Source organism: Actinomadura sp. 6N118 (genome assembly GCF_044326415.1).
GTDB lineage: Bacteria > Actinomycetota > Actinomycetes > Streptosporangiales > Streptosporangiaceae > Spirillospora.
This window is the reverse complement of the sequence record NZ_JBIRAZ010000006.1, coordinates 103,992-120,535: the sequence shown is the minus strand read 5'-3', so window position 1 is coordinate 120,535 and position 16,544 is coordinate 103,992. Positions and strand designations below refer to the sequence as shown.

At 68.7% G+C, this 16,544-nt stretch carries 14 protein-coding genes; 1 reads left to right on the top strand and 13 read right to left on the bottom strand.

Annotation, left to right across the window (positions count from 1 at the left end; translation table 11 throughout):
- Nucleotides 1-180 precede the first annotated feature (180 nt).
- Complete coding sequence (locus ACH34W_RS16845; protein ID WP_395961822.1) at nt 181-846, top strand: ATP-binding protein; 666 nt, start codon at nt 181-183, stop codon at nt 844-846.
- Nucleotides 847-1,090: 244 nt separating this feature from the next.
- On the opposite strand, the gene ACH34W_RS16840 is transcribed toward ACH34W_RS16845, so the two are convergent.
- The 13 genes from ACH34W_RS16840 to ACH34W_RS16780 all read right to left on the bottom strand — a co-directional run bounded on the left by ACH34W_RS16840 (nt 1,091) and on the right by ACH34W_RS16780 (nt 16,484).
- Complete coding sequence (locus ACH34W_RS16840; protein WP_395961821.1) at nt 1,091-1,792, bottom strand: hypothetical protein; 702 nt, start codon at nt 1,790-1,792, stop codon at nt 1,091-1,093.
- 329 nt (nt 1,793-2,121) lie between these two features.
- Nucleotides 2,122-2,925 carry an L-threonylcarbamoyladenylate synthase gene (locus tag ACH34W_RS16835; RefSeq protein ID WP_395961820.1) on the bottom strand — a complete coding sequence of 268 codons (804 nt, stop codon included), beginning with the start codon at nt 2,923-2,925 and terminating at the stop codon, nt 2,122-2,124.
- 20 nt (nt 2,926-2,945) lie between these two features.
- On the bottom strand, nt 2,946-3,806 hold the full coding sequence (prmC, locus tag ACH34W_RS16830; RefSeq protein WP_395961819.1) for a peptide chain release factor N(5)-glutamine methyltransferase: 861 nt from the start codon (nt 3,804-3,806) through the stop codon (nt 2,946-2,948).
- The gene (gene prfA / locus ACH34W_RS16825) at nt 3,803-4,870 is read right to left on the bottom strand and encodes a peptide chain release factor 1 (RefSeq protein ID WP_395961818.1); all 1,068 of its coding nucleotides are present in this window, start codon (nt 4,868-4,870) and stop codon (nt 3,803-3,805) included. Before prfA ends, prmC begins: the two co-directional genes overlap by 4 nt.
- Before the next feature lie 126 nt (nt 4,871-4,996).
- Nucleotides 4,997-5,221, bottom strand: coding sequence for a 50S ribosomal protein L31 (rpmE, locus tag ACH34W_RS16820; RefSeq protein ID WP_395961817.1), 225 nt, complete (start codon nt 5,219-5,221; stop codon nt 4,997-4,999).
- 233 nt (nt 5,222-5,454) lie between these two features.
- A complete protein-coding gene (locus ACH34W_RS16815) occupies nt 5,455-6,102 on the bottom strand; it encodes a response regulator (protein WP_395961816.1) in 648 nt (215 codons plus the stop codon).
- Between the two features lie 69 nt (nt 6,103-6,171).
- Nucleotides 6,172-7,515: a sensor histidine kinase gene (locus ACH34W_RS16810; RefSeq protein WP_395961815.1), complete on the bottom strand. Its 1,344-nt coding sequence runs from the start codon at nt 7,513-7,515 to the stop codon at nt 6,172-6,174.
- A 438-nt stretch (nt 7,516-7,953) separates the two neighbouring features.
- On the bottom strand, nt 7,954-10,074 hold the full coding sequence (rho, locus tag ACH34W_RS16805) for a transcription termination factor Rho (protein WP_395961814.1): 2,121 nt from the start codon (nt 10,072-10,074) through the stop codon (nt 7,954-7,956).
- Nucleotides 10,075-10,532: 458 nt separating this feature from the next.
- Nucleotides 10,533-11,660 carry a homoserine kinase gene (locus tag ACH34W_RS16800; protein WP_395961813.1) on the bottom strand — a complete coding sequence of 376 codons (1,128 nt, stop codon included), beginning with the start codon at nt 11,658-11,660 and terminating at the stop codon, nt 10,533-10,535.
- Nucleotides 11,657-12,727, bottom strand: coding sequence for a threonine synthase (thrC, locus tag ACH34W_RS16795; RefSeq protein ID WP_395961812.1), 1,071 nt, complete (start codon nt 12,725-12,727; stop codon nt 11,657-11,659). The genes ACH34W_RS16800 and thrC overlap by 4 nt, the downstream gene beginning before the upstream one ends.
- Before the next feature lie 151 nt (nt 12,728-12,878).
- Nucleotides 12,879-14,165, bottom strand: a complete 1,287-nt coding sequence (locus tag ACH34W_RS16790) for a homoserine dehydrogenase (RefSeq protein WP_395962230.1) — start codon at nt 14,163-14,165, stop codon at nt 12,879-12,881.
- 358 nt (nt 14,166-14,523) lie between these two features.
- Nucleotides 14,524-15,915: a diaminopimelate decarboxylase gene (gene lysA / locus ACH34W_RS16785; protein ID WP_395961811.1), complete on the bottom strand. Its 1,392-nt coding sequence runs from the start codon at nt 15,913-15,915 to the stop codon at nt 14,524-14,526.
- A complete protein-coding gene (locus ACH34W_RS16780) occupies nt 15,912-16,484 on the bottom strand; it encodes a DALR anticodon-binding domain-containing protein (RefSeq protein WP_395962229.1) in 573 nt (190 codons plus the stop codon). Before ACH34W_RS16780 ends, lysA begins: the two co-directional genes overlap by 4 nt.
- Between the last annotated feature and the right edge of the window lie 60 nt (nt 16,485-16,544).

Sequence of the window (16,544 nt, the reverse complement as noted above, 5' to 3'; positions counted from 1 at the left end):
AAAAGCCTAGGTCAAGGAGCGCAAGCTGGGGCGCGAAGCGAAAAACCTCTGACCGGCGAGGATGATTCCAAAATGGCGCAGATCGCGCAGTCCGGACAAATGCCAATAGGGCGTGTCGCCGATATCACGCTCGGCGGCATGTGTGCGTGGCGGCTCCCTGCGGACGCGAGTTGCGCGTCTGTGGCTCGTTCGCTCCTCGGTATCGCCCTGACGACGTTGGGCCTGAGAGGCGACACGGCCGGTGACGCGGTCCTGGCCGCCAGCGAGCTCGCCACGAATGCGTTCAACCACGGGCTGGGCGCTGGCCCCGGTGTCCAGATCGGCACGCTCGAGCTGTGGGTGTGGGCCAGAGCCACGCCGGCGCCGCAGCTCGTGGTGTCGGTGTTCGACACCTGTCGGTCCTCCTGGCCGGACACCGCTCCCCGCGATCTGCTTGACGAACATGGGAAGGGCATCGGGATCGTTGGCATGCTCGCCGCTGCCTGGGGCGCTCACCCGACACGGTCCTGGTTGGGCGGCCAGGACGTTCGCGGGAAGGTCGTATGGTGCGCCTTCTCCCTTCCCGGCCCTTGGCCCAACGCCAGCACGACCGCCCCGCCGGTCATCGTCGCCAGGCACCTGACCTCCACACTGACCGGACGTGGAATCGCGAACGTCTCTCACCGCCATGGCAGGGGGGTCTCACTCGTGAGCGTCCCAGTTCCTGCCGGTGAGGACATCAACGTATGGGTCGAGCCGGGGCATCTCACCTACACCTCGCTGAACGGCGTACGCATCCGTCGACCCGTCGTCGACCTGTACGACGTGACCGAGACCCTCGTGTCCGGCATTGACGGCCATGGTTAGCGGTTCGCTGCCGCCGAATCCCGCTGCCGACCCTTTACGCGGCCGAGAGCGGCGACAACGATAGCGAAGCACGATGCACAAGCATGCGAAACCCCTGGTGTGGATGGCGGAGGTTGTGATGATCACCCCTCCCACCAGGATTTCGTCACGATTCCGGCCGACACCACCCGCGATCACGCCGTGATCGACGAGCACTCGCACTACAGGTAAAAAGACTCAATTGGTGCTGCTTCGACTGCTACCGCTAACGCCATTTCCGCAATTCGACTGACTCCAATATTTCGGCCAACTTATCCCGGCCGGCTGTCCAGCCAACCAAATCCCAGTATGCCTTGTCCGAGTAGACAGCGACCGGAACACCTGGGGCATAGGTCTCAAAAGCACGACGCAATCCGTCCGAGCGATACCGCCAACCACGTGCCTCCACATAGCAACTTACGGCCATTTCAAGCCGACCTTGAGAAAGTTGATCGATCAGTCGTCGAATATCTGCACACTCAGCATCTTCAAGATCTTCGCGCCGCAACGCTTTACGCAAGTCGTCAAGATGTCGTTCAGGCGAATCCATAGAATATGGATGAAGGCGCAGGCCGATACATCTCACAATTCCCCGCAGCACAAGGGTTCGTCGAGTGAACAGCACCAGCGCGCTCACTTCATCCCAAGGAAACAGCCTCGGGCCGACCTCCCCATGTGCACCGAAGTAAACGCCATCAGCATCCACTCTCAACGCATGGCCCGCACTTCTACGCGCCCGTACGATATAGATGATCGCCATTACAATGAGGGCAGGGGTGGCTGAAAACAGCAAAAGCAGCGGCACAACGAACTGACCGCCGCGATCATGCGGGTCTATGGCCAAAAATAGGAGCCACAAAGGAGGCCCGAGACTAGAGGCGATCAATACGATAGGGTGAGTTCGCCCATACTTGGCTACGTAGCCCATGAAGACCCACCTTCGCACCGCACAAAACGCCTGTCACGCAACGAGTTCTCCCCTAAATGCTAGCCCAGGTCCGCTGGCATTTCGTTTCCATTGATCATATGGACACTCCCATGACGCTATTGCCCAGCGACCCATAACGGCGCTATCGGTTGCTACCCGCTGGCCACGGGGACACAGCGAGCACTTCTCACTGATCGTGCGCGCGATTCATACGTCGTCGCACGCATCTAACTCCCTGAGCAGGGATGCAATCAGCCCTCGTCTCCAGCGCAGGTCAACATGACCGAGGATGGTCGTCCACGGCTAGGTCAGAGGAAGGGAAAGCCGCCTCAGGAGGCGTTGTCGTCCTTGCGGAGGGAAAGGCCGGGCTCCTCGGCGGGAGCGGGCTCGTCCTTGGTGAAGGACGGCTTCTCGGGCTCCTCCTTGGTCAGGGACGGCTTCTCGGGCTCCTCTTCGGGCGTCTCTGCCGTGAGGTCTTCGTCTTCGTCCTCGTCGGTGAGGAGGACGCCTACGACGGAACGGATTTTGTCCTCGGGGATGGCGCCGGCGCGCAGGAGTCGCGGGATGGAGCCTGTCAGGTCGACGATCGTAGAAGCCTCGGCGTGGCCGGAGGGACCCGCGTCGAGGTAGACCGAGACCGTATCGCCGAGCATCTCCTCGGCCTCGTCGACCGTGCGGGCGGCGGGCTTGCCGGTGGCGTTGGCGCTGCTGACCGCGAGCGGGCCGGTCTCCTTAAGGAGCTCGACGGCGAGCTCGTGCATGGGCATGCGGACGGCGACGGTGCCCTTGGTCTCGCCGAGGTCCCAGAGGAGGTTCTGGTTGGCCCGGCAGACGAGGGTGAGCGCGCCGGGCCAGAACTCGTCGATCAGGTCCTGGCCGTACGTGCCGAGGTCCTCGATGAGCGCGGTCGCGGCGCGTACGGAGCCCACGAGGACGGGCGGCGGCATCTCCCGGCCACGGCCCTTGGCGTCCAGGAGGGCGGTGACGGCGGGCGGGGTGAAGGCGTCCGCACCAACGCCGTAGACGGTGTCCGTGGGGAGCACGATGAGCTCGCCACGCCGTACGGCAGAGACGGACTCGGCGATCCCGCGGGTGCGCTCCATCGGCTCGGAGCAGTCATAACGTCGGCTCACGATGGCCATCCTTCCACGGATCAGTCCGTCCCCAGCCGGGCCGTGACGAAGCGGTCCCGGTTGGTCAGGTCGCGGCGGTTGCGGACGTCGCGCCAGCCGTGCTCTTCGGCGAACACCCAGTAGACGGCGTTGCCCTGCAGGTCGCTGTGCTCGACAGCGACGTAACCGCCGGGACGGAGGAGTCGCCGGGCGGTCTGCTCGACCACGCGGATGGCGTCCAGGCCGTCGTCACCGCCGCCCCAGAGCGCGTCGGCGGGGTCGTGGTCACGGACGTCGCGTGGCACGTACTCCCACTCGCTCATGGGGATGTACGGGGGATTGCTGACAACGAGGTCGACGGTGCCGTTCAGCTCGTTCAACGCGGCCCCGAAGTCGTCGAGGCGGAGGCGGACCTGGCCTCGTTCGTCCAGGTCCTCGATGTTGCGGGTGGCGTGCACGAACGCGGTCGGGTCCTTCTCGACCGCGTGCACACGGGCGCGAGGAGACTCCTGAGCGATGGAGAGTGCGATCGCCGCCGAGCCCGTACCGAGGTCGACGACCAGGGGATCCTGGACGTCCATGTCGCGCAGGGTGTCAAGGGCCCAGCCGACCATGACCTCGGTCTCGGGGCGGGGCACGAAGACGCCCGGTCCTACCTTGAGCTCCAGGTAGCGGAAGAAGGCGCGCCCGGTGATGTGCTGGAGGGGCTCGCCGGCCTCCCGGCGCGCCACGTACTCCCAGAAGCGGGCATCGAACGCGCCGTCGCAGACGGTGTGCAGCTCCGCCCGCTTGACGCCGTGCACGGCGGCAGCCAGCTCCTCGGCGTCGGCACGGGGAGACGCGGCCCCGGCGTCGGCCAGCCGCGCGGTGGCCCGGGCGATCTCGTCGAGCAGCAGGTTCATGACGACTGCTGGGCCTCCGCCAGGCGTCGTTCCATGTCAGCGTCCACCAGCGACTGCGTCACGTTGTGAAGGTCACCGTCGAGGACCTGGTCGAGGTTGTACGCCTTGTAGCCCACCCGGTGGTCGGAGATCCGGTTTTCGGGGTAGTTGTAGGTGCGCACGCGCTCGGAGCGGTCGACCGTGCGGACCTGGCTCTTGCGCTCGGCGGAGGCGGCGGCCTCGGCCTCCTCCTGCGCCATCGCCAGCAGGCGGGACCTCAGGATGCGCAGCGCCTGCTCCTTGTTTTGGAGCTGGCTCTTCTCGTTCTGGCACGAGACGACCACGCCGCTGGGCACGTGGGTGATGCGGACCGCCGAGTCGGTGGTGTTGACGCTCTGGCCACCCGGGCCGGACGACCGGTAGACGTCGATGCGCAGGTCGTTGGGGTCGACCTGGACGTCGACCTCCTCGGCCTCGGGGGTGACGAGGACGCCGACGGCGCTCGTGTGGATGCGGCCCTGCGACTCGGTGGCGGGCACGCGCTGGACGCGGTGCACGCCGCCCTCGTACTTGAGGCGCGTCCAGACCCCCTCCTCCTGGGAGGCCTTCGCCTTGACGGCGACGGTGACGTCCTTGTATCCGCCCAGGTCGGAAAGGTGCGCGTCGATGACCTCGGTCTTCCAGCCGACACGTTCGGCGTACCGCAGGTACATGCGCAGCAGATCGCCGGCGAAGAGCGCCGACTCCTCGCCGCCCTCGCCCGCCTTGATCTCCAGGATCACGTCCTTGTCATCGGACGGATCACGCGGGATCAGCAGGTGGCGCAGCCGTTCTTCGAGATCCTCGCGGCGCTTCTCCAGCTCGGTGGCCTCGGCGGCGAACGTCTCGTCCTCACCGGCCAGCTCGCGCGCGGTCGCCAGGTCGTCCTCGGTGGTGCCCAGCTCGCGGTACGTCTCGACGATCGGCCGCAACTCGGCATAGCGCTTGCCCAGTCGGCGCGCCAGGGCCTGGTCGGCATGCACGGCCGAGTCGGAGAGCCTGCCCTCAATGTCGGCGTATTCGCTGATCAGATCGTCGAGATTCACGTCTTTTCCCTGCTCCGGTGTCCGCGGTGCGGCTCCGGCCGCCGCTGCGGCGGCCGCTTCGTCAACTTCGAGCGGCCCGGAGACCTCGGTCCCCGGGCCGGCCTCGAACGCTGCAAAGCGGAGGTCTTACTTGCTGTCGGCCTTCTTGCCCTTGCCGAAGCGCTGCTCGAAGCGGGCCACGCGGCCACCGGTGTCGAGGATCTTCTGCTTGCCCGTGTAGAACGGGTGGCAGTTCGAGCACACGTCGGCGTGGATCACGCCGTTGTCGGCGGTGCTGCGGGTCTCGAAGGTGTTGCCGCACGTACACGTCACGGTCGTGACGACGTAGGTCGGGTGAATGTCGGGCTTCATGGGTTTTCTCCTCGCCGTTTGGCGGTCGCCGGGCGCCCCGGGCTCGCACGATGACACGTGGGAGGTGTGGGAAGCGTGAACCGGTACCGCAGCGGTTGCACTCCAAGTGTGCCAGATACCCGAACGTGCCGAGGTCATCGGGCATTCCCGATCTTGCCCGGGTAGATCCACGACCTCGGGGGCCGCGAGGTCAGCCCGCCTTCAGGTAGGCGTCAGCAGCCCTCAGGTTAGCGTCAGCCTGCCTTCAGGTAGGCCAGGACGGCCATCACACGGCGGTGATCATCCCCGGTGGGCGGGAGGGTCAGCTTGGCGAAGATGTTGGAGATGTGCTTTTCCACGGCCCCGTCCGAGACGACCAGACGCCGGGCGATGGCGGCGTTCGAGCGGCCCTCGGCCATGAGGCCCAGCACCTCGCGTTCGCGCGGCGTCAGCGACGCCAGGGGATCTCCGGCCCGGCGCCGCCCCAGCAGCTGGCCGATCACCTCGGGGTCGATCACCGTGCCGCCCTCGGCGATCCGCCGGACGGCGTCGATGAACTCCTCGATGTCGGAGACACGTTCCTTGAGCAGGTAGCCGACGCCCTCGGTGCCGCCGCCGATGAGATCGGTGGCGTACCGTTCCTCCACGTACTGCGAGAGGACCAGGATCGGCGTGCCGGGCCGGTTCTCCCGCACCGCCAGCGCCGCCCGGAGCCCCTCGTCGGTGAACGACGGCGGCATCCGTACGTCCACGATCGCCAGGTCCGGATTGTGCTCCTTGACGATGCCGAGCAGGCCCGGCCCGTCGCCCACCGTGGCCACCGTCTCGATCCCGGCGTCACCGAGCAGCCGGACGAGCCCTTCGCGCAACAGCACCGAGTCTTCGGCGATCACCACCCGCATTCCACCATTATCGGGCTCGTCCGGCCTGCGGTCCTCCGCCTGCCGGACGAGACTTGACCACTCTGCGGGCTACCAGGTGCAGGGGAGGTCGGCACGGATGATCGTGGGCCCGCCGGGCGGACTGTCCACGATGAGCATCCCGTCGATGGTGGCCGCGCGGTCGGCCAGACCGGCCAGCCCGCCGTCGGGCTGGGCGACCGCGCCGCCCACCCCGTTGTCGATCACCTCGACGACGACCCAGCCCTCCTCCTGCACGACCCGTACGGAGGCGCGCGTGGCCCGGGCGTACTTGGCGATGTTGGCCAGCGACTCGGCCACGATGAAGTACGCGATGCTCTCCACCGCCGCGGGCGGGCGTTCCGGCAGGTCGACGTCCACTTCGACGGGCACCGGAGCGCGGCCCGCCAGCCCTGACAGCGCTGGATCCAGGCCCCGATCGGTGAGGATCGCCGGGTAGATGCCGCGTGCGAGGTCGCGCAGTTCCGAGATGGCCTCCTTGGTGCCCGCGTGCGCCTGCTCGATCAGCGTCCGTGCGCCGTCAGGATCATCTACCAGCTTGGCCCGCGCGCGCCCGATGTCCATGGCCACGGCCAGCAGCCGCTGCTGGGCCCCATCGTGCAGATCGCGCTCGATCCGGCGCCGTTCCGCCTCCACCGCGTCCACGCCCCTGGCCCGGCTGGCCTGGAGGTGCTCGGTGCGCGCCCGCAGCTCCCGGTTCTCGACCTGGGAACGGCTCGGGCCGAGCAGCAAGCGCGCGTAGAACGCGTGCCCGATGGCGATCACCCGCGTCACGTACAACGCCAGCAGCATGAGCCCGAAGCCCACGACCGACCACGGCAGCGCGGTCACCGGATTGCCCGCCCAGTAGGCCCAGACCCCGAAGTTGATCTCCACGCCCCCGTCGACCAGGACCCAGACCGGCAGGAAGAGGAACGTCGCGGTGGCCGCCCACACCACCATCGACACCACGAACTCGGCCAGCGAGATCGGGAACAGCAACGCCAGGTAGGCGAAGTCCTTCCAGGTCGCGGGGTCGGCGGCCAGCACCCGCAGCTTCCGCAGCGGATTCCCGCCCTTCGGCATCTGCCGGTAGGGGGTCGGGATGTCGACACCGAACGCGGCCTTGGCCAGCAGCCGTTCCAGCATCGCCCCGCCACGCCAAGCGATCATCAGCAGCAGCCCCAGCGGGACGCCCACCCAGATGATCAGCAGGCCGAGCGAGAGCGCCGTGCCCACAGTGAGCACGATGAACCAGCTCAGTCCGAACGTCAGGCTCACCGCCAGGTAGATCGCCGAACGCCAGGACAGCGACGACCGGACCATCGCCAGCGGCCGCCACGACCCGGCCGCCACGTTCCGCTCACGCGCGGCGGTCACCCCGCCACCCGAGATGGCACTCTTCAGCTCGCCCACATCGTCCCTCCCATGCCGAGTCCACCGTACGATCCCAGCCTGGTCCAGCCACCTCCCGCCAACCATCCGGCCCACCGCCGACCCGAGGTAGGGCTAGCCCTACTAACTGCTTTTACGGCCTTGGGCCCTTGCCTGGCGGCTCGGACCCAAACCGCAAAAGCGGCAGCCAAGCGAAGCTTGTCCGCTGAAAGGGAGGCTGGGTGGGGGGTGTAGCGGGAGGGAGTGCGACATCGCTTCGCGATCTTCGCGCGAAGCTTCGCTAGCGCTCGCTCCGGCTCAGGTAGCGCACTCGCGTGCAACCTGAGGCCACCGATCAACAATGAGTGGCGCGCCGACGCCGTCACGCCCGAACGGCGCCCAAGAAGATCGGGGCTAGGGGGTGGAGATGCGGCGGCGCCCCGGGAGTGGGACTCCCGGGGCGCCGCATCACGTGGTGCGTCAGCGGTCGTCGGAGACGGTGGTCTTTTGGACCTGGAGGAGGAACTCGGCGTTGGACTTGGTCTCCTTCATCTTTTCGAGAAGGAGCTCCAGCGCCTGCTGGGTGTCGAGGGCGTGCAGGACCCGGCGCAGCTGCCAGACGACGCGCAGCTCCTCCGGCGCCATGAGGATCTCCTCCTTGCGGGTGCTGGAGGCGTCCACGTCCACGGCCGGGAAGATCCGCTTGTCGGCAAGACTTCGGTTGAGCTTGAGCTCCATGTTGCCGGTGCCCTTGAACTCCTCGAAGATGACCTCGTCCATGCGGGACCCGGTCTCCACCAGCGCGGTGGCGAGGATGGTCAGCGAGCCGCCGTTCTCGATGTTGCGGGCCGCGCCGAAGAACCGCTTGGGCGGGTAGAGCGCGGTGGAGTCGACACCACCGGACAGGATGCGTCCGGACGCCGGTGCCGCCAGGTTGTACGCGCGTCCGAGCCGGGTGATCGAGTCGAGCAGCACGACGACGTCGTGGCCCAGCTCCACCAGGCGCTTGGCACGTTCGATGGCCAGCTCGGCGACCGTGGTGTGGTCCTCTGCCGGACGGTCGAAGGTCGAGTGGATGACCTCGCCCTTCACCGTCCGCTGCATGTCGGTGACCTCTTCCGGACGCTCGTCGACCAGGACGACCATCAGGTGGCACTCGGGGTTGTTCTTGGTGATCGCGTTGGCGATCGACTGGAGCACCATCGTCTTGCCGGCCTTGGGCGGCGACACGATCAGGCCGCGCTGGCCCTTGCCGATCGGCGACACGAGGTCGACGATCCGCGTGGTCAGGATGCCCGCGTCGGACTCCAGCCGCAGCCGCTCCTGCGGGTACAGCGGAGTCAGCTTGGAGAACTCGACGCGGCCCTTGGCCTGATCGGGCTCCATGCCGTTCACGGTGTCGAGGCGGACGAGCGCGTTGAACTTCTCGCGCCGCTCGCCTTCGCGGGCCTGACGGACCGCGCCGGTGATCACGTCGCCCTTGCGCAGGCCGTTCTTGCGGACCTGGGCCAGCGAGACGTACACGTCGTTCGGACCGGGCAGGTAGCCCGTGGTGCGGACGAACGCGTAGTTGTCGAGGATGTCGAGGATGCCCGCCACCGGGATGAGGACGTCGTCCTCACTGATCACCGGCTCCTCGTAACGGTCCCGGCCCTGGCCGCGGCCGCGGTTGCGCTCGCGGAACCGGCGCCCGCGCCGGCCCCTGCCGCCGCCCTCGCCGTCGTCGTCGGACTGGCCGCCACCCTGGCCGCCGCCCTGACCACCCTGGCCGCGCTGACGGCCACCCTGCTGGTCGCCACGGTCACCGCGCTCACCACGCTCGCCACGGTCACCGCGCTCGCCACGGCCCTCGCCACGCTCGCCGCGCTCACCGCGGTCACCACGGCCCTCGCCGCGCTCGCCACGCTCACCGCGCTCACCACGGCCCTCGCCGCGCTCGCCACGTTCGCCGCGCTCACGGCCGTTGCGGCTGCGCTGACGGCCACCGCCGTCCCGGCCACCGCCGTCGCGGCCGCCCTGGACCTCGCCGTCTTCGCCAGCTCCGTCGGACTTGCCGCCGCGTTCGCCCCGCTCACCACGGTCGGACTGCCGCTCGCCGCGCTCGGGCCGGTCGGTCGCCTTGTCGGTGGCGCCCTTGCCTGCCTTCTCGGCCTTCTCGACCTTGTCCGTCTTGTCCGTCTTGTCGGCCTTGACGGGCTTCTCGACGGCAGGTGCGGCGTCCTTCTCGACGGCCGGTGCGGCGTCGGCGATGGTCACCTGGTCTTCGGCGGGCTCCCGCTTGGCCGCAGCCGTACGGGTGCGGCGCGGGCGCTCGGCCTTGACGGTGGCAGCGGCTCCCTGCTCGCCCCCGGCCGAGCCCTGCCCCGCGCCACCCTGCTTCTCCTGGATGGCTGCGATGAGCTGGCTCTTGCGCATCCCGGTCGTACCGGTGATGCCGAGGCTGGACGCGAGCGCCTTGAGCTCGGGCAGCACCATGGCCGACAGGCCGGTGCCGGTCCGGCGGCGCCGGGGGGTGGCAGCCTGCGCGCCACCGGCCTCCGTGGCCTCGGCGGCTGGTGCCGTGCTGGATGCGTCCGTAAGGAGTTCGCTGGATTCGCTCACTAAGGGTCCTTCCCAGGGAGCGGGCGTAGGCCGGCGGTCGGCCAAGCAACCCGGTGATGCGGCCCGGCGGGGGCGCCGAGTCGGGCTCCGCTGATCACGATGGTGCCGCGATCTGCGTTTTCTGGGCACAGCCAGATGGTGGTCGGGACGGTTCGCTCGTGCGTGTCCCCCGTACCGCTACGTCCGAAGTTTCGCTGGAGTGCCTGACAACGGGATGTCACGGTGTCGGGGAGCCTAGTACGCGGGACCGACACGACCGAAGGGTCGAACAGGCGACGCGTGGCTGACGAGCACACAGCCCCGAACGGGGCATCTGGTGCGGCATTCAGCCTAACATCACCAGGGCACACTGCTATTCCCCAGAGGTCGATGTCTTCGCATTTTACCTAGCTGGATCATTGCACCTGGCCGGAGCACTCCACCAACCCCCGCTCACGCGGGACATCTCAAGGACGGACCTACGCACCGTCGAGCCGAACGCAGGCGCCGTGGGGGGCAACGTTCAGCGGGTGTATGTGCCACCCATTACCCACTTCCGCGCCTATCGAATCAACTTGTGATGCGCTTGTGAAGGCCAGGACAGTAGGACCTGCCCCGGAAACCACCGCCGGCACCCCGTTCGCGCGCAGGCGGGCGACCAGCGCAGCGGATTCGGGCATGGCGGGCGCCCGGTAGTCCTGGTGCAGCCGGTCTTCGGTCGCATCCAGCAGTATGTCCTGCGGCAGGTCCCTTGTCAGCGCCGCGATCAGGAGCGCGGCCCGGCCCGCGTTGGCGGCCGCGTCCTTGTGGGGCACGGCCCCTGGCAGCAGCCCACGTGCCTGCTCGGTGGCGAGACGCTGGTCCGGTACGAAGGCCACGACCTGGCGATCCAGGTCGAGCCGTACGAGCCTGGGCCCCGTCTGGGTGGTCCAGGCAATGGTCAGCCCGCCGACGAGACAAGGTGCGACGTTGTCCGGGTGCCCCTCGATCTCGGTGGCGAGCCGCAGCGCACCCTCGTCGTCGAGGAGTTTTCCGTACGGGTGCAGGGCACGGGCCGCGGTGATCCCGGCGACGATCGCCGCCGAGGAAGAGCCCAGGCCACGGCTGTGCGGGATGCGGTTCGTACATCGCAGCCGGAGCCCGGGCGGCTGCCCGAGCGGTTGCGCGGGCGGCTGTCCGGGCGGTTGTCCAAGTGCGGGGCGGTCGAGGCCGGACCCGGCCAACTGGTCGATGAGGTCGAACGCGCGCCGCAGCACCTTGATGATCAGATGACGCTCGCCGCGGTCGGCGACCTCGGTACCCTCGCCCTCGACCTCGATGGACAGGCCGCCATCGGTCACCGCGACCTCGACGTCGTCGTACAGGGTGAGTGCGAGCCCCAGCGTGTCGAATCCCGGCCCCAGATTGGCGCTGGTGGCCGGAGCCTGGACGATCACTGGTTCCGTAGGCCAGCCGCCCCCAGAGGGGGCGTGCGCGTCGTTCAGGGGCTCCTGCTGGGCGGTCAGGGGTTCGTGCTGGGCGTTCTGGGGTGTGTGTGCGGCGTTCGGGGGTTCGTGCTGAGGGTCCTGAGGGTCCTGGGGGTCCTGCTCGGCGTGCGCTGGGCTCATGTGAGGCCCAGGGCGGAGGCGGCGGCGTGCGCGTCCACCTTGACCGTGGTCGGGGCGGGCGCGCCGGAGATCGCCCAATCGGGGTCCTTGAGGCCGTTACCGGTCACCGTGCAGACGACCTTGGAGCCGGACTGCACGACTCCCTGCTCGTGGGCCTGGAGCAGACCGGCCACGCTCGCGGCGGAGGCCGGCTCCACGAACACGCCCTCTTCGGAGGCCAGCATCCGGTAGGCACGCAGGATCTGCCGGTCGGTGACCGAGTCGATGGCGCCGCCGGACTCGTCGCGCGCGGCGATCGCCAGGTCCCAGGAGGCCGGGTTGCCGATGCGGATGGCGGTGGCGATGGTCTGCGGCTTGAGCACCGGCTCGCCCTTGACGAACGGGGCGGCGCCGCTGGCCTGGAAGCCCAGCATTCGCGGCGTACGAGACGACACGTCGTCGGCCGCGTACTCCTTGTAACCCATCCAGTACGCAGAGATGTTGCCCGCGTTGCCGACCGGCAGGCAGTGCACGTCCGGCGCGTCGCCGAGCGCGTCGACGATCTCGAACGCGGCGGTCTTCTGGCCTTGCAGGCGGTATTTGTTGACCGAGTTGACCAGCGCCACCGGGTAGTCCACGGACAGCTTGCGGGCCAGCTCCAGGCAGTCGTCGAAGTTGCCGTCCACCTGCAGCAGCCGCGCGCCGTGCACCAGGGCCTGCGCGAGCTTGCCCATCGCGATCTTGCCCTGCGGCACGAGCACCGCACAGGTCATCCCGGCCCGTACGGCGTAGGCGGCGGCTGAGGCGGAGGTGTTGCCGGTGGACGCGCAGATCACGGCCTTGGCGCCGTCCTCGGCGGCCTTGCTGATGGCCATCGTCATCCCGCGGTCCTTGAACGAACCGGTGGGGTTGGCGCCCTCGACCTTGAGGTAGACCTCGCAGCCGGTGAGCTGGGACAGCCGGTTGGCGGGCACCAGCGGCGTGCCGCCCTCCAGTAGGGTCACCACGGGAGTCTGGTCCGTCACCGGGAGCCGGTCGCGGTACTCCTCGATCAGTCCACGCCAGGCACGGCGAGCGGTCGGGTTCACAGTCGTCTCCTCGATGACCTGCGATGTTGTGCGGATTCTACCGGTCGGCCGCACGTCCCGGTCACGGTCGCAGGGCGCCTTGTTCAGGGGTGCAGGACTTCTCGTTCAGGTGCAGGACTTCTCGTTCAGGGTTATTCGTCGCTTTCGACGGCTATTCGTCGCCTTCGACGCGCATGACGCTCGCCACTTCGCGGACCATCTCAAGGTTGCGGAGGCCCTCGACCGTCGCCGACAGCGCCGCGTCCGAGGCCCGGTGGGTCACCACCACGAGCTGGGCGTCCTCACCGAGGCCCTCCTGGCGTACGGAACGGATGGACACCCCGTGGCGTGCGAACTCCTCGGCGACCGTGGCCAGGACGCCGGGGCGGTCGGCCACGTCGAGCTGGATGTAGTAGCGCGTCACCGTCTCCCCCATGGGGAGAACGGGCAGCTTCGCGTACGTCACCTCGACCGGGCCGGACGTACCGCTGACCAGGTTGCGAGCCACGGCGACCAGGTCTCCCAGCACGGCCGACGCGGTGGGTGCGCCGCCCGCGCCCGCGCCGTAGAACATGAGCGAGCCGGCCGACTCGGCCTCGACGAACACCGCGTTGTACGCCTCGCGGACGCTCGCCAGAGGATGTGATCGGGGGATCATGGCCGGGTGGACGCGTACGGAGACGCCGCGCCCGTTCCGGCCGTCTTCCGCCGGCACGCGTTCGCAGATGGCCAGCAGCTTGACCACGCTGTCCATCTCCTGGGCGCCGGCCACGTCGGCGGCGGTGACCTCGGTGATGCCCTCGCGGTGCACGTCGGCGGCGGTCACGCGGGTGTGGAACGCCAGCTGCGCCAAGATCGCCGCCTTGGCCGCCGCGTCGAAGCCCTCGACGTCGGCCGTCGGATCGGCCTCGGCGTACCCGAGCGCCTGGGCATCCTCCAGCGCGTCGTTGAAGCCCGCCCCATGGGTGTCCATCTGGTCGAGGATGTAGTTGGTGGTGCCGTTCACGATGCCGAGCACGCGGTGCACATGATCGCCGACCAGCGACTCGCGCAGCGGCCGGAGCAGCGGGATCGCCCCGGCCACGGCGGCCTCGTAGTAGATGTCGGCCCCGTGTTCCCGGGCGGCCGCGAAGAGCGTCTCGCCGTCCTCGGCCAGCAGCGCCTTGTTCGCGCTGATCACCGACTTGCCGGCCTTCATGGCCTCGAGGAGGAGCGTCCGGGCGGGTTCGATCCCGCCGATCACCTCGATGACGATGTCGACGTCGTCCCGGGTGACCAGGGTGTGCGCGTCGGTGGTGACCAGCGCCGGGTCCACGCCCTCGCGCTGCCGGTCCAGGCGCCGCACCGCGATCCCGGCCAGCTCCAGCGGGGCGCCGACACGCGCCGCGAGGTCGTCCGCCTGCTCGCTCAGCAGCCGTACGACCTCGGTGCCGACTACGCCGCAGCCCAGCAGCGCCACCCGCAGCGCCTCTCCAGGTTTCGGCGCCCGTTCGGATTTCACCGTCCTACCTCCGTTTTCACGCGCCTGCCTCCGCTTTCACGCGTCCGCCTCCGCTTTCAGCGCTTGCCACAACTCCTGCTTTCAGCGCCTGCCACCACTTCTATGCGCCCGCGCTCCTACTTTCACGCGCTCGCCTCCACCTTCACGTCCTCGCCTCCGCCTCTACCTCCGCCAGCCCGCGTCAGCCTCCGCCAGCCCGCGTCAGCCTCCGCCCGCCGCGTCAGCCTCCGCCCGCGCGTCAGCCTCCGCCCGCCCGCGTCAGCCCTCGCCCGCGTCAGGCGTTGGCCTCCGCCCGCGTCAGGCGTTGGCCTCGGCGTCAGGCGTTGGCCTCCGCGTCGAGCCTGAGCAGATCATCGTCGGTCTCGCGGCGGACGATGACGCGGGACGTGCCGTCCTTGACCGCCACCACAGCGGGCTTGGGGACGTAGTTGTAGTTGCTGGCCATCGACCGACAGTACGCACCGGTCGCCGCGACCGCCACCAGGTCCCCCGGCGCAAGATCTGCGGGCAACCACAGGTCACGCACGACAATGTCGCCGCTTTCGCAGTGCTTACCGACAAGTCTGCTGAGCATGGGGGGCGCATCGGAGGCCCGGCTGGCCAGTACGCAGGTGTACTCGGCGCCGTAGAGGGCGGTACGCAGGTTGTCGCTCATCCCGCCGTTCACCGAGACGTACGTCCGCAGGCCCTCGACGTCCTTGACGGTGCCGACCTCGTACAGGGTAACCCCGCCTGGTCCCGTGATCGCGCGCCCCGGCTCGACCGTCAGGCGCGGCATGCTCAGCTCGTACGACTTGCACTCGCGGGCCACGATCGCCCGCAGCCCGTCCGCCATCGCCTTGGGGTCGTGCGGCTCGTCCCCGGGCACGTAGGCGATGCCGTAGCCTCCGCCGAGGTCGAGCTCGGGCAGTTGGATCCCGTGCTCGTCCCGGATGGCGACAAGGAGTTCGGCCAGCCGGTGGGCTGCGACCTCGAAGCCGTCGGTCTCGAAGATCTGCGACCCGATATGGGAATGCAGGCCCACCAGTTCCAGCTGCTCGAGCTGCAGAACGCGCCGTACCGCCTCCAGCGCCGCGCCGGAGCTCCTCGAGAACCCGAACTTCTGGTCATCATGGGCCGTCGCGATGAACTCGTGCGTGTGCGCCTCGACGCCCGTGGTCACGCGGATCATGACCTTCGGCCGTACGCCGCGTTCCCGCGCCAGGAAGCCCAGGCGCGCGATCTCCTCGAACGAGTCAAGGACGATCCGCCCGACGCCGGCCTCCAAAGCGCGCTCAAGCTCCCAGGGCGCCTTGTTGTTGCCGTGCAGCGTGATCCTTTCCACCGGGAAGCCCGCGGCCAGGGCCACGGCGAGCTCTCCCCCGCTGCACACGTCCAGGCCGAGGCCCTCCTCGTTCAGCCACTTGGCCACCGCCGTGCAGAGGAACGCCTTGCCCGCATAGTGGACGTCGCCGTCATGGAACGCCGCCGCGTACTCCCGCGCCCGCGCCCGTACGTCCTCCTCGTCGTAGACGTACAACGGCGTCCCGTACTCCGCCGCGAGATCCCGTACATCGATCCCGCCGACCGCCAGGACGCCCTCCTCCCGCCTGGCGCCACGCGGCCAGACAGTCGGGTCCAGGGCGTTCAAATCCTCCGCCGGAGGCATCGGGTGGTCTTCGGGCAACACGTCCGCGTGCCGGGGCCCGGCCGGGTGAACTCTGCTCATATCCGCTCTCTAGGGGTCTCACCGATCATGTTCAGGCCATTGCCAAGGGCGATGCGCGCCGCTTCCGCCAGAGTGACTCGGGCCGCGTGCACCGCCCCGGGTTTCTCGTCTCCCTGGGGAAGCGCCGGGCACCGCTCGTAGGCACCATGAAAAGCGTCCGCGAGCCGTTCGAGACACTTCTCAACAGCAGCGACATCACGTTCCCGTTCAGCCTGCGCGGCCCGGCCCGGAAGGTCACCGAGAGCACCCACCACCGCAAGCTCCTCGGCCCGTAGTCCCTCAGCCACTCCCCCAGGCAAACCGATATCCCGGGCCCGCCTCCCCACGGCAGCGGCCCGCGCATAGGCATAACGCACCCGGAATCCAGGATTTTCCAAAATCCGAGGCCTGTCGGGCCACCCACCCCGTGGCACCTCAGCGCGCCCATACGCTTCACCCTCGGCCAGAACACCCTCAACGGTCTCCGCGACCCCCACCGAGACCGTCAGAAAGCCCCTGGAGGTCTCAACACCCAAGATCCCCGGCTCTCCCCGCACCCGCTCCGCGACACGCTCGGGATCCAGCCCCATCCGCAAAGCCACGGGAGTGCCGTAGATTCCCGCTCCCAGGCAGCTCACCGGCACCTCGCG